Here is a 13,479-nt window from a genome sequence, read left to right as displayed (position 1 = left end):
TAATGAATCCAAACCTGCTCTTACCCGCTTTCCTTTTTCCATTCACTTCAGTTTCCTTTTATTCAACTTTGTTGAACCAAGTATATAACAAAATTTCTGAAAAAGTCAATCTGTCTGCTGTAAAGATAGAAATAATTTTGATAAGATAGAAAGATAGTCCTCTTGATTAGAAAGCCGTTTGACGGACTGCCAGCTATTTTGTACAAACATTTTACTTTTACATATATATGAACATGCAGATAAGGAGACTTACCATGATAACTATTTATACGAATGGTGTGATACATACATTTCAAGCTTCTCAGCCAATTGTCGAGGCCGTTGCAGTTAAAGACGGACGTTTTATCGATATGGGTTCGACCAGCCAGATGCTTGCATTTTGGCGTGCGAAAAGCGATAACGTCATTGACCTTGGCGGCAAAGCAGCGACTCCAGGCTTAACGGATACACACCTCCATCTTTCCTTACAGGCAACGAAATTTATTGATTTAGATGTCACCGGCGTAACCAAAAAAGCAGATTTTTTACATCTTATCAAAAAGCATGGCGAAACACTTGAAAAAGACGCCTGGCTGTTAGGAGCCGGATGGGACGAAAATCTGTTTACAGATGGCGGACTCCCGACAAAAGAGGAGCTGGATGCAGTCGCCCCGCACCATCCGCTTTTTATTACCAGAATATGCGAGCATGCTGCCGTGGTTAATTCCAAAGCACTCGCAGAAATTCATTATTCCAGCACGATACCTCTGCCGGATGGCGGTGATATTGTAACAGATGCAAACGGCAATCCGACCGGTCTTGTCTTGGAATCCGCATCTGCATTATTTAAAGCGCAAATTCCTGAGAAATCTTATCAGACTTGGAAAAATGCGCTTCGTCAAACGATGTCCTCCGCTATCGGATACGGTTTAACAAGCGTACATTCCAATGACCCGGCATACCTGGGCGGACTGCAGCAAACCTATCAGCTCTATCAGGAATTATTGAATCAGGAAGGAATGGGATTGCGCACCAACCTATTGATTGATTACCCATTTTTAGAAGACTTGCACGCGGAAGGAATGTATGCCGGCTATGGCAACAACACCCTGCAAATTGGAGCAGTGAAAATATTTGCTGACGGTGCATTCGGCAGAAGAACCGCTTTGTTAAAAGAAGCATACGCTGACCGGCCGGGACAATATGGAGAAGCATTACTCACGCAGGATACGCTGTATGCGATTGTCAAACGCGCCCGCGAACTGGCAATGCCGGTTGCTATCCATACGATTGGCGACCAGGCGTTGGAAAATGTTCTTGATATTCTGGATCAATTTCCACAAGCAGCTTATAGAGACCGCTTGATTCATGCACAGGTTATCAATCAAGGCCTGGTCAAGCGCCTTGCTGACCCTGGCCGTATCGTTGATATCCAGCCCCGCTTCCTTGCCAGCGATTACCCTTGGGTAACCGACCGCCTCGGGAGAGCACGCATGTCTGATGCTTATGCCTGGAAAACCATGCTTGATGCCGGCGTTATCTGCGGCGGCGGTTCAGATGCGCCTGTAGAGCCGTTAAATCCGTTGCTCGGCATTCATGCTGCCGTTACACGAAAAGCTCCGGGAGAATCGCATAACGGCTGGTATCCGGAACAAAAATTAAGCATGCAGGAAGCCTTTTATCTATTTACCAAATATGCTGCTTATACAACGAATGAAGAAAAGGTAAAAGGAACGATTTCACGAGGAAAACTTGCAGATATGACCGTTTACTCTGCTGATCCATTTCAGATGGAGAATGCGGATGAATTGCTGGATACCAGCGTTGACATGACAATTATTAATGGAGAAGTGGTGTATCGAAAAGAGTAGATGTTTCTTGGATAGCCGGTTTATGCAGGAAATTCTAACTGGTGAGAAAAGAATATGTCCCGCGGGAAGGGGGGATTTGATCCCCCTCTCGCATCATTCTACGTATGTTTTTTATAGAATGAGGTGTGTGATAAACACCAAATCATCCCCTTGCATGTCCAATAACTATTCCTTCGTGCCTAAAATAATTTCCTTACCGCAACTGCTCCAACGGCGCTTGCCATTTTATTTCATCTGAATCGATGCCTTTTTCGCCAATTAAACTGTCACTTATTCCAATGCTTATTTCAACATCGTAATAATAATAAAGATCCTTTGAATTCAAATCATTTTCTTCCTGCATCACCGTATCTAATACCCTGGCGCTGTCTTCCCCCACAGTTTTTTTTTGATCTCTTGTAAGATTGTCCGAAACATCTAAGAAAATATCAATATACGCTTCCTCATCAAAATGATCTTCATCCATGCCGATACTAGCACTTAATACATCATCTCTATCTTCTATGATTTCAACAGCTTCCTGCATATTTCCTTCAGTTATTTCAGGTGTGTTCAGCCATCTATCTATGGAATCAAGATTGATTAATATCATTATCGTTATGTAGAATAATATCATTATAGCCATGTTCACCTTGCCCGCTATTTTCTTATTTTTGATAACATAATCTACCATGATCATAAACGCAAAGAAAACCGTACAAGTAATCGTAAAACGCCACATTCCAATGAAGGAATGCACACCAAATATAATCATGCTTGATAATATAATGAACGCCCACAGCTGTTGTAAAAATTTAAAGGAAAGATACACAATGAGAATAGGAAGTAACACAAAACAAAATAATGTTGTAAAACCTGCATTGATTCCGAAAACAATAAATGCAATAATAATACTCCCAATGATGGTCCCATATAAACTGTAAAACGCGGATGTTTCTTTCTTTTTCATTGAAAATCACCTTTACTTTATAATTATTATGTAAACACAAAATCTTGTACGTAGTTTGAAGGTATTGTTTTCGTCCTATCTGCCATTCTCTCAATATGACCTAGACGATTCCTCATTCCTGCGTTCTTTTCTATCCATCCCCATTGGTTTTAAATTTCCATCTTCATCATAATTAAAGCTGTCAAACCGGTATTTACAGTATAGTATGACTAGCTGTTCAGGAAGGACAAAGAGCATGGTGTAAAAAATAGTCAAACAAATAATTGCAATTAATATAAGATCCAGTTGAAGAAAGTAAAAATTTCTAGCAATATACTGAATGATATATACTATTCCTACTCCCCCTATAATAGCGAAAGGTAAATAAGATTGTGTTTCGAATCGCCCTCTAAGTTTATCTTTTCTTGAATCCTTTCTATAATTGCCTTTTTGTAACAGGTTGTAAAAACGGACACAAGTAAAAACGAATATGAATAACCCTATTACAAATGTAACAAGAGTCATTATCATTAAGGAATTTTCTGTAGAGTTACTTCTTCCGGCTATAAAGAGAGTAAAAACATATGGAAATGCTCCAAACAAATTTTGGGATATTATTACACTAATTACATATTGAGATTTTTGCTTCTTCATATAAACAGCAGGAATTGCATAAACAATAGATATTAAAATAATAATAACTGTAATTATCAAATGTATGGTAAACATCTCTTTTTGTAACGGATAATTGGATTTATCAGCAACAACTACATAAGCCAAAAAGAACATAAGACTTTGTAAAAAAATACTTAATATAAAAATACTTCCAAATGAATGCGGACTCTGTCGCCTTGATTCAAATGGTGCCCTTAAAACTGCAAAATCTTTTTCTGTTAACTTGTTTAAACTCAAATGGTTCCGCCTCCTCATAAAATTAGCAAAACTACCTTTTCCGCCATTCCTTTGAAAGATAGCGTACTGTAGCAAATCCTTATGGCCCAATTCTCCATTTTCCAGAGAAACATTCCATCATTTACAAATATGAATCCTAACTTGCTGTTTATTTATCCTCTTTAAATCTTACAGTGGTATTACCTGCTGGAACTGCCAAAGGACCAGTTAATAATGTTATGCACAAAAAAACATTCCTGAAAAAAGAATTACTGGATTTGCTAATTGAATGAAACCACTTCAACGCCGCATAGTGAAACCCATAAAAATAAGTGATTGCTTTTCCATAAGTATATTAAGTGTCCTTTCTATCATTACCCATTGGTTTTAAATTTCCATCTTCATCATAATTAAAGCTGTCAAACCGGTATTTACAGTATAGTATGACTAGCTGTTCAGGAAGGACAAAGAGCATGGTGTAAAATATGACAATAGCTATCATGATCATAATCAATACATCCATATTTTCTAAACCATAGTTCCTTATTAGAAATTGAGTAATAAATAGCAACCCAACACTGCTAATTACAGCTAAGGGAAGATACGTTTTTTTCTCGTACTTTTGTCTTGTTTCGCCTTTTTTAGCACCTTTCTTGTAATAACCCTTACTTAACAATATGAAAAATCGAATAAAAGTTACTGTAAATATGAGGAAAGCAAGTATCAACGAGGTATACGTAAATGTCAGTAATGAGCCCCTTCCAATATTTACATTTGATTCTTCCGTACCTAAAATAGTTAGCAACAGTACATAGGCAGATACACCAAAAAGATTTTGAGATACAAAAATACTTAACGTATATTGGAACTTTTGATTTCTTATTCGAATATAAGGTATAACATATATTATAGATAATACTGCCAATATACAGGATATTGATAAGTGTATCTTAAAAATATCCTGTATATGAGGAAAACTAGAGTACCTCCCAATATAGAACTCCAAAAATAAGAATAATGCTTGCAGAAAAATAGCTAGAATTAGCATTGCACTTAATGATTCGGGCCTTTGTCTCCCTGACTCAAGGGGACCTCTTAATGAAGCAAAATAGTCTTCAGATAGTTTATTTAACATTCAACAACCTACCTTCTAATCCCAATTAGCTGAACCAGTCTTTTTTCCTTAATATGAAATAGTCTTCAAAAAGGGACTTCTATTTCGATATTCATCAAATAAGTAAATGCTCCATGTTTATTAAGGATTTTCTTACTCATAGGTGATGGAAGTAATAAAGTCAAAAGCACCAATTGAATTAATTTCATTATTATATTCAAAATTATAAATTAGAATTATTGCATTGTATGATTTTTTTAAGTCTATGCTTTCTTCCATTTTTGGAATGATGATTTCTTCAAATGAACATCCTTCTAATAATCTGGAAAGGTCACTACTACTATTCTTATAAACCACTTTTTCTATAAAATCCTCATCTGTTTCATTCAAATCAATATTAAAATCAACAAAAAATGGAGAAGGGACAGATTCGCCGCCCTCATCATATGTTAAATCTACATATTCACTAATAGAGTCCACATCTTTAATATCGCCTCCCCAAATAGAAACCCATCCTTGTTTTTCCATTATCATATCCTCCTTAAATTTTAATCTTTCAGTAAGGAACAAAGCTCCTCTCTCTAAACCCTTAATTCGTCCAATTATTAAGCCGTCTAAAGAATGTATTACGTCGGTTAGAGCTATCAATTCATTATGTAATTTATTTGCTGATTCAAATCTTCTTTGAACACTGTTAGCCAGTGCACAGGAGCAATCTGCCTTATAATAATCTTCAAGAAAGTAATCCAAGAAGTGTATTTAATTTTTAATCTCTTCCATCCAACGGTTAAAAATATCATTGGGTAATAGATCATCTGTTTGAGAATAAATGAGATTATATTTATATTCACCCTGTAGTTTATTCAAATTGACATCATAGAATAATTTCATTTCAGTTGGCATTTCTCTTTTATACTCCACACATGCGCCAAGTATTTTTTCCAAGTCTTCTCTTCCAACTTTCATGACAACTTTCTGTCTTTCAATAGAAGTATCATATGTGTCTTTGAAAATATTATTTAATTCATGTTTATGTACAATCTGTCCTTTTATTTGGTAAAAAACATTAAAGTAGTACACTTCAGGTTCATAGGAACAATATACGTATATTTTGTCAGCGTCATTATTTACATACTCTAAAGCTATTGATATCATATCAGCTTGTAATTCAGTAAAATAATCTTCAAATTCTTTCTCTTTCATATTCACACGCCTTTTCTTTTAATTTTTGAAAGTAAAGGTTATGAAACTATTACTTCTAATTGAAGCTAGTTTTTAGTAATTTCTCAGATCATTATTTAGAGACTTCCATATTCTTCAATAATCGCTTTATTAGCACAAAACGCATAAAACTGGTTTATGAACGTATCGATATCTTGTTTCCTTACTATTTTATCTAACCATTCATTAGGGATTTCATCCATTTTATAATACATTCCTGCTAATGTTCCTGCTATTGCTGCCACAGTATCCGTATCTTCACCTAAGTTTACTGCCTTTAATACTGTCTCGCGATAAGTCGTTGAATTCCCTAAACACCAAATTGCAGCTTCTAAAGTATGCACTATATATCCATCTGATGAAATTTCATTCTCAGGCGTTCTAAAGAAATTTTCATTAAATATACGGTTGAAATATTTTAACTCTTGTAGATAAACATGATTTTTATCAAAACTTTCAATGAAAAGATCATGAATTTCGCCTATGGACTTTTCTAATGAATTATTATGGTAAAGTCTTAATAAACATTCAATATAAATAATAGAGCCCACTATAGCTCGTGGATGTGCATGAGTCATTTCTGTATACTTTTTGATTATCTCAGCTTTTTTCACAAAATTAAATTCATTATACAACATGAATGATAAAGGGGATATGCGCATAATGGCACCATTACCGTTATCATATTCAGATTGGCCTCCACAATTTTCTGGTGAAATCCCTTTTTTAAATCTATTAATGGCTTCAATGGTTGTTCTGCCAATATCAAACATTTCACCAAAAGGGGTCCAATATCCTTTATCTTTGTAAAGACAGTATTTTTCCATTAAACTGTTTAAATCGCCTTCTTCCATGATGTTTTCCATTAAACATAATGTTAAAGAAGTATCATCAGACCACGTTCCAGGTGGTTGGTTATAGGTTCCATATCCAGTTATACCTTTAATATAAAATGTATCTCTTTGTTTAAATTCAACTGGGACTCCCATTATATCTCCAATAATTCCTCCGTATACAGTTGGAAGTACGCGATTTTTAATATTTAAACCTAGAAACATTTTATTATCATCTTCCCACCTGTCAATCATTCTTCTACCCGTCATTTTTTTCACCTGCTTATCTAATATCAAATTAAAATGAATTTATAAATTGTCATTCCCGTTATTTTGCCGTCAAAAATTCTCTTTTTGTGCTTTATAGAACTATATCTTGATATCCAACTTCTTCTACAATTTCATCTTCTATTTTTACTCCCAATCCATCCTCCACACTCCAAGATACCTCGCATAATAGCCCTAATCTTCTTTTACCATTTTTCCTTACTCTTCTTACTATTAATTCTGTAGGTTTCACTAATTCTGCCAAGCCTGATAAAGAATCAATTTTAGGAGAAATTTTATTTGTTTGTGGTTCATCCCCTAACATTTCTCTATATTCTTCAACATTCTCTCTATAGTACTTGTAAATTTCCTTTTCTACTTCATTCATTATGAAATTACGGAATGCTTTTTTCTGAGTAATTGAAAAATCAGCATTTTCATGAGCATCAACACTTAACAGTATGTCTTTTTCTAGGCTAAACATTTTAATAGTCACTTTGCCGCGCCAAAAATTATTAATATATTCAAGTTCTCCAAACAGCTTATCGTTAATAACTGTCATTGTGATTACTCTCCTAACTTAATTTTTATATTACATTCGCCTACTCCACTTAATTGTTTAAATACGCTGCTAATAAGGCGATTTCATCCCTCTACTAGTCTCCTCTTAGAAATCTTCTTCCCAAGCTTGTTTTCCATCCAATAGCCTTTGTGAAAAAAATTCATAAAAATTTTCTGCCGTATTGTAATATCAAGTCCTCCTTGCTTATTCCAGGCTATTATTGGACAGTAGTTACTTTCTATTTTGCTTATATCTAAACAATAAGCATATTCGTCTATATTTTCAATAACTATTAGATTCTTACTCATTCCTAATTTCCTGTACCTCTCCGTTTCAATAACAACAGTAGCAATATTAGATTTAGCAACCCCTAAAATATCTACACCATATAAACCACCAGATCCATAATGATATAAAAACCACTTATAACTTTTTGGCAATTTTAAATTCAGAGCATCTTGAACATCATCAATTTGCTTTTTATCTATTCCTCCAGTAAAATCATTTACTTCCATATTTTTATCAATAAAATGAATTAATTCCTCTTTATTCATTTATCATTTCTCCTTGTATATTATGTTTAAGCCTAATAATTAATAGATTTTAGGCATCACTTGTACCTTGAAAATTAAATAATAATAGTTAGTCATTTTATTTATTGTTGGAGGGCGCAGCTTCGTAATGAGCGTATGCTTGCCTTGGCAAGCATACCGCGAATTAGAAAGAAGCAAGCGACAGTGCGGTAGCCCTCAAACAAAAGTGTTTACGATGCTGAGCTGTCTTTGGGAAAATAGCCATAGGTAGCGTTCCTACCAAGGGATTGTTCCGATTTCTCCTGTTGCCCCAAGCTAACACTTGGGTGTCTTCCAATTAGAGAGTGTTGCCCTGGCCCTGTGTTATAGACCTACACGTTGACTGTTTCCCGGTCAGTTAGCCCTCCCGCAAAGCAGAAGGAGGCTCATGCACTGCTGACTCCCGGTGTATTCCAATAGCTCGCAAGGCTGTCGTTCATAGGTTTCCCAGGGACATCTCAGCATCGTAGGCGCTACATCATCATAAACCAAAGGAGGTGATTCCTATGACTTCTCCCTTGTTCGTCGGAATTGACGTAAGCAGTAAGCATAACGTCGTCTGTTGCTTAACCCGGGACGAAGTGAAACGGCCTCTGAGCCGATTTACCATTACCAACAATCGTCCCGGCATTCAAGAATTGAAAGACCGTATTTCCAAACTCGTCAAAAAACATGGGTTTGAACAGGTTTTATTCGGTCTGGAACACACCGGAAGCTATTCGACGCACACGGCTATCTATTTGCAGCAGCACCTGGACTTTGGCGTATCAGATAAATTGGTTTACGCATTGAATCCTAGCCTTATCAAAGAATTCAAAAAAGCGAATTTTCTCGATGCTCCCAAAAACGACCGGGTGGATGCCTGGTATATTGCCGCAAAACTTCGTGCAGGTAATTTACCGCATCCTTATACGTGGAGCGAGCCACAAATGGCTCTACAGCGACTGACACGTGCACGATATCATTTGATGCAGGATTTAACACGGGAGAGCAACTTTCTCCTGACAAACCTGTATTTAAAGTTCAGCGACTATACCATCGCTGGACCGTTTAAACAAAACACGCTCGGCGTAACGTCCATGGCCGTCATGGAAGAGTTTACTTCCGTTGAAGAACTCGTTGATATCTCATTGGACGAGCTCATTACCTTTTTGGTGCACCATGGAAAAAATCGATTCGATGATCCCGAAGCCGTTGCCCGTTCCTTAAAAAAGGCAGCACGGTCTTCTTATCGGCTATCTGACTCCATGGCAGATTCGGTCAACTTAGCGATGGCATCCAGTATCCGGGTTATTCGCGCTATTCAGCAGGAATTAAAGGTCTTGAAAAAAGCCATTATGGATCATTTAGAAACCATCCCACAAACGCTGGATACAGTCCCGGGAATTGGTCCGATTTTCGCTTCTGGTATCCTGGCCGAAGTAGACATTCATCAATTCCAAAAACAGCAGCAGCTGGCTAAATTCGGCGGAATTGCCTGGAACCAGTCGCAATCCGGTGATTTTACTGCCAATCGAACCCGGCTGATTCAATCGGGGAACCGCTATCTCAAGTACTACCTCTTTGAGGCCGCAAACAGTGTTCGGGTGCATGACCCTGTTTTTGCCCAGTACTATGCGAAAAAGCGGGAAGAACCAAAAGAATTTGCCAACAAACGTGCCCTTGCGCTTACAGCTCGAAAACTTGTGCGGTTGATCTTTTATCTGCTGAAGAACAACCAAATTTATCATCCAGAAGGAGGGATGCCACAAAATCATAAATAGATTTTTATCGCCCTTTTTCTTTCACCTATTAATTTGTTTATATGGTATAAAATGTAAACAAATTAGGGTGGGTTTAGTTTCCTATTGCCTTTTTTAGCTGTATTGGCACGAATGAAGTAGGTTTTTAAAAATCAGTGCTTGACATTATACCGCTGCTCTCTTTCCATTTGCCTTTTATCAATATTATTTCTATCCGTTGTATATTTTGAAAAAATCTTTGCTTTCAACTGGAATATGACATTCAATATGTACCACCTTTGCAATCCTTTTTGCCATATTTCAACGTACAATCATTCCCCACGTCTTGAGAGTATACATCCATAATCTATAAATTTTCATTAGCATTTTTATTGCAATCAAAATATAAATTTCTTACAAAAAGCACTTGTTGCTCAGGTGCAATCAAGTGCTTGAAATGAATTTAATAAGTATGACTGATTTAAAAGTATTTAATCAATATATAGCTTCCAAGAAGTAACTATACTGTTAGAGTTTTTAGAAATTCTTCAAAGTTATTACTTACAAAATACGTTACAGGATTTAAATCTGAAGATTCTTCGTGATTCCAAACGCATACAATAGGCTCTTTAACACTATTACGATAGTCTAAACAAATAAAGTCACCAGCCACTAGCGTTGCATAAATATAATATGAATATTCTGTAAAGTATTTCTCAATAATTTTTGCCAAAAAATCAACGACCTCATAAAGGGGATTCTATCCATTTGGAAAATATATACATTTATACCAATATTCCTGTCATTACCTGTTCACCCTCTTTATCAAGGGACAGTTTTCTTTTCAAAACGACGCAGCCACAGATAAGCTGGCTTCCATAAAGCTGCCTTCAACCAGCGGACAATACGGAGTAATTTCTTGTCACTCTGTGACTCTAATTGAATAAGTACATGTAAACAAAAGGTGATGAGTGCTAGATAGATTTGGTTTTGTAAAGCTGTTTCACTCATGCCATAAAAATGCTTGATTTTGACGTGCTGTTTCAGCCATTTGAAAAATAATTCAATCGCCCAACGTGACCGATAGATATTGCTTATTTCCTCGGGTTCTAAATCAAATCGATTGGTAATTAATCGTAATCGATTTCCTTTTGTATCTATTACTTCGAGGAGGCGAAAGACATTTTCACAGCGTTTTTGTATCGATCCAATATAAACCATCTGATCAGATAGCACGCTCGATTCAGGAGGTACAGAAAAAGCACAAACCTCTCTTGTGACTGAATTTTTCTTGAGCCTGGATACGAAAAAGTATCCATCATCTGTCATACGGTCAAAACGTTCGTAATCCATATAGCCACGATCAAAGACATACATAGCTTCCTGATCATCTACGAGCACTTCCAGTTGATTACGGTCATGTTCCTTTGCCGATGTTATTGTAGCTTTTTCCGGATATACTGTATCCTTGTCCATGAAAACCAGTCGCAAGTGTAACTTGACTCCTGCTTTGGTTTTACGGAACTTTGCCCACTTATAACGGGTCAAGTTGAGAGGCAGCGTGCTGGAATCAATGATTTTTAAGGGAAGTCCTTTCATGGCTTTGTTTTCATAGCTTTTGATCTGATAAACCAAATCTAAAAATAGCGTCGCTAAGATAGAAGGATCGATTTCATTATTTTTGCGTGAAAGCTGGGAAGAGCTAATACTTTTTAATCCCGCAGCTTTCTGGAAATCAGCATCTAAAAGCGCGTCACTTAGAGCCTGGAGCCCTTCTGTTTCATGTAATTGTGCATAAAGCATTACCTTCAAATAAGCTTCTGTCGTCAGTTTTTTTGTATAGGTATCTTGTTTGTAATTTGTCACTTGTTCAAAAAGTTTTTTGCAATTTATTGGTGCAATCCATTTACCAAATGCATTTTTTATTGTATGCTTGTCCATAAGTTCTTCCTTTATATTGGATTTGGACAGAAATTCACCTGACCAATTCATTATAAAGGATTTTTTTATGTCTTCAAACAGTAAAAACCGAAAATTGGGATTATTTTGTATTATTAGACATAATTAATGCAACGCTAGTGGTCACCAGCAAACAAAACAGCTATTGGCAACAGTTCAGTACCTACCAAATTTTCATCAAAAACAATTCTATCATCTAATTGCGTTTTAACTACTCCTATATCGTAATACTCATTATCAATGTCGCCGGTTATTTTTAAAATACCTAAAAACCTGTCAATCACATACATACGATTATTGCACTTAAAACAATCCTTTATGGGAATGCCGCCATTATATTTTTTTATAAATTCTTTATACGTCTCTGGTAAATTTATTTTCCACTTACCTTCTTTTTTTGATAACAAAGCATCATCTGGCAAGGGGGAGATTATTGACTCACTCTTAAATTTCATTTTGATATTTTCCTTTTATACATCATTATTTTTCTCTTAAACTGGAAATTCAAGTTCATTATAGCATATTATTTCTATAAAAATATAAACATCATTACCATTTTTGATCTTTCCGACTTCCTATGCTATTTGAATTTATTCCGTATAAGAGTTATCATCGCTCAACAGATTACATCCACACTTTTTAGCTCGTTATGTATTCCCTACAACTTAATGCTGATAATATTATATTTCTTTCATAATAAAGTCTAATAAAAAGTCACCAAAATCATCTGCAATTATTTCATAATTCTAATTTCTGATTTTCAGTTTAGTAAGTTTATGTCCAGCTTCCTTCAATATTACTTCGCGTTAGCCGCTTTACCTTTAGCTGAAAACTCCTACCAACCTTTTATGGATCTTTCACCACCAAGTTTTTATCCATGCAGGGGCACTCATTCAAAACCTAAAAAAGCATTAAGCTAGTCAATCTGTTCTCACTGTTGTGTTTATATCTACTCTGCCAAAATATCTACAGTTAAGATTAATGTTTACAACACACTCTTTATCGCTCCAGTAACCATTTCTTCAAAATTATTATATTCCTCTATAATATCTCCACTTGGCTTATCTAATTCAAGGAATACACACTTTTCGCTATCCATGCAGTACCAAGAAATACTTGAATCTCCAAAAAACAAGTAATCATTATCCCATTCACTATCTCTCCAAATTTCATTTGATTTAATAAAACCCTTATTTTCATCACTAGATTTTCCATTATAAATAACTAATCCATTAAATTCTAAACCATTTACTTTTTCTAAAAAACTTCCATATTCGTTAATCCATAAGTTTTCACGTACATTCCTTGAAATCCACTCTTTTAAGGATTGAATATCTTTATTACTTGCAGGAAACTTCATTGTCTCACCATCTTGGCTTTTAATTTTTTCAATTTCAGCCAGTAACCTTGAAACCATATGTGCACCTCTATATTCTTATACTCTCTTTGTTGCTATTCAAGTATCTTTAAAAATTTAGTAAAGTTATCTGCCACGTTATACGTAACTGGTTCAAACGTAAGCGGGAAATAATATGACGCCATGACAAATAGCCCTGAAAGG

General features: G+C 35.7%; 13 protein-coding genes and 1 pseudogene. 2 read left to right on the top strand and 12 right to left on the bottom strand.

The genetic code is table 11. The features are described 5' to 3' along the window. Window positions 1-254 precede the first annotated feature (254 nt). Entirely contained in the window at window positions 255-1,850 is a 1,596-nt protein-coding gene (locus tag B7E05_RS10355; RefSeq protein WP_080874125.1) for an amidohydrolase, read from the top strand. 193 nt (window positions 1,851-2,043) lie between these two features. Here the strand turns inward: B7E05_RS10355 and B7E05_RS10350 are convergent, their stop codons facing one another. From B7E05_RS10350 to B7E05_RS10315, 8 genes and pseudogenes are all read right to left on the bottom strand, one after another. Continuing rightward, window positions 2,044-2,799 (bottom strand): hypothetical protein, encoded by a 756-nt coding sequence (locus B7E05_RS10350; RefSeq protein WP_080874124.1) that lies wholly within the window; start codon window positions 2,797-2,799, stop codon window positions 2,044-2,046. 90 nt (window positions 2,800-2,889) lie between these two features. Further along, a complete protein-coding gene (locus tag B7E05_RS10345; protein WP_080874123.1) occupies window positions 2,890-3,690 on the bottom strand; it encodes a hypothetical protein in 801 nt (266 codons plus the stop codon). 334 nt (window positions 3,691-4,024) lie between these two features. Further along, window positions 4,025-4,804 (bottom strand): hypothetical protein, encoded by a 780-nt coding sequence (locus B7E05_RS10340; protein ID WP_080874122.1) that lies wholly within the window; start codon window positions 4,802-4,804, stop codon window positions 4,025-4,027. Window positions 4,805-4,936: 132 nt separating this feature from the next. Then, window positions 4,937-5,311 (bottom strand): immunity 22 family protein, encoded by a 375-nt coding sequence (locus tag B7E05_RS10335; protein ID WP_080874121.1) that lies wholly within the window; start codon window positions 5,309-5,311, stop codon window positions 4,937-4,939. 231 nt (window positions 5,312-5,542) lie between these two features. Then, window positions 5,543-5,986: a DUF600 domain-containing protein gene (locus B7E05_RS10330; RefSeq protein ID WP_080874120.1), complete on the bottom strand. Its 444-nt coding sequence runs from the start codon at window positions 5,984-5,986 to the stop codon at window positions 5,543-5,545. A 95-nt stretch (window positions 5,987-6,081) separates the two neighbouring features. Next, complete coding sequence (locus B7E05_RS10325; RefSeq protein ID WP_080874119.1) at window positions 6,082-7,107, bottom strand: ADP-ribosylglycohydrolase family protein; 1,026 nt, start codon at window positions 7,105-7,107, stop codon at window positions 6,082-6,084. A 91-nt stretch (window positions 7,108-7,198) separates the two neighbouring features. Further along, complete coding sequence (locus tag B7E05_RS10320) at window positions 7,199-7,666, bottom strand: DUF6985 domain-containing protein (RefSeq protein ID WP_080874118.1); 468 nt, start codon at window positions 7,664-7,666, stop codon at window positions 7,199-7,201. Between the two features lie 105 nt (window positions 7,667-7,771). Continuing rightward, window positions 7,772-8,220 (bottom strand): annotated as a pseudogene (locus tag B7E05_RS10315) (SMI1/KNR4 family protein). A gap of 524 nt (window positions 8,221-8,744) precedes the next feature. On the opposite strand from B7E05_RS10315, the gene B7E05_RS10310 reads away from it, so the two are divergent. After that, window positions 8,745-10,001 carry an IS110 family RNA-guided transposase gene (locus B7E05_RS10310; RefSeq protein ID WP_080873567.1) on the top strand — a complete coding sequence of 419 codons (1,257 nt, stop codon included), beginning with the start codon at window positions 8,745-8,747 and terminating at the stop codon, window positions 9,999-10,001. Window positions 10,002-10,479: 478 nt separating this feature from the next. Here the strand turns inward: B7E05_RS10310 and B7E05_RS10305 are convergent, their stop codons facing one another. The 4 genes from B7E05_RS10305 to B7E05_RS10290 form a co-directional block, all read right to left on the bottom strand. After that, window positions 10,480-10,692 carry an SMI1/KNR4 family protein gene (locus B7E05_RS10305; protein WP_080874117.1) on the bottom strand — a complete coding sequence of 71 codons (213 nt, stop codon included), beginning with the start codon at window positions 10,690-10,692 and terminating at the stop codon, window positions 10,480-10,482. A 92-nt stretch (window positions 10,693-10,784) separates the two neighbouring features. Next, on the bottom strand, window positions 10,785-11,900 hold the full coding sequence (locus B7E05_RS10300; RefSeq protein ID WP_080874116.1) for an IS4 family transposase: 1,116 nt from the start codon (window positions 11,898-11,900) through the stop codon (window positions 10,785-10,787). A gap of 134 nt (window positions 11,901-12,034) precedes the next feature. After that, window positions 12,035-12,373, bottom strand: coding sequence for an SMI1/KNR4 family protein (locus B7E05_RS10295; RefSeq protein ID WP_080874115.1), 339 nt, complete (start codon window positions 12,371-12,373; stop codon window positions 12,035-12,037). Between the two features lie 530 nt (window positions 12,374-12,903). Then, a complete protein-coding gene (locus tag B7E05_RS10290; RefSeq protein ID WP_080874114.1) occupies window positions 12,904-13,335 on the bottom strand; it encodes a YrhA family protein in 432 nt (143 codons plus the stop codon). Window positions 13,336-13,479 lie beyond the last annotated feature (144 nt).

Origin of the sequence: Oceanobacillus timonensis, from assembly GCF_900166635.1 — a bacterium.
Classification (GTDB): Bacteria; Bacillota; Bacilli; order Bacillales; family Amphibacillaceae; genus Oceanobacillus; species Oceanobacillus timonensis.
Note: the sequence above shows the minus strand (reverse complement) of the source record. Positions and strands in the feature narration are given on the sequence as shown.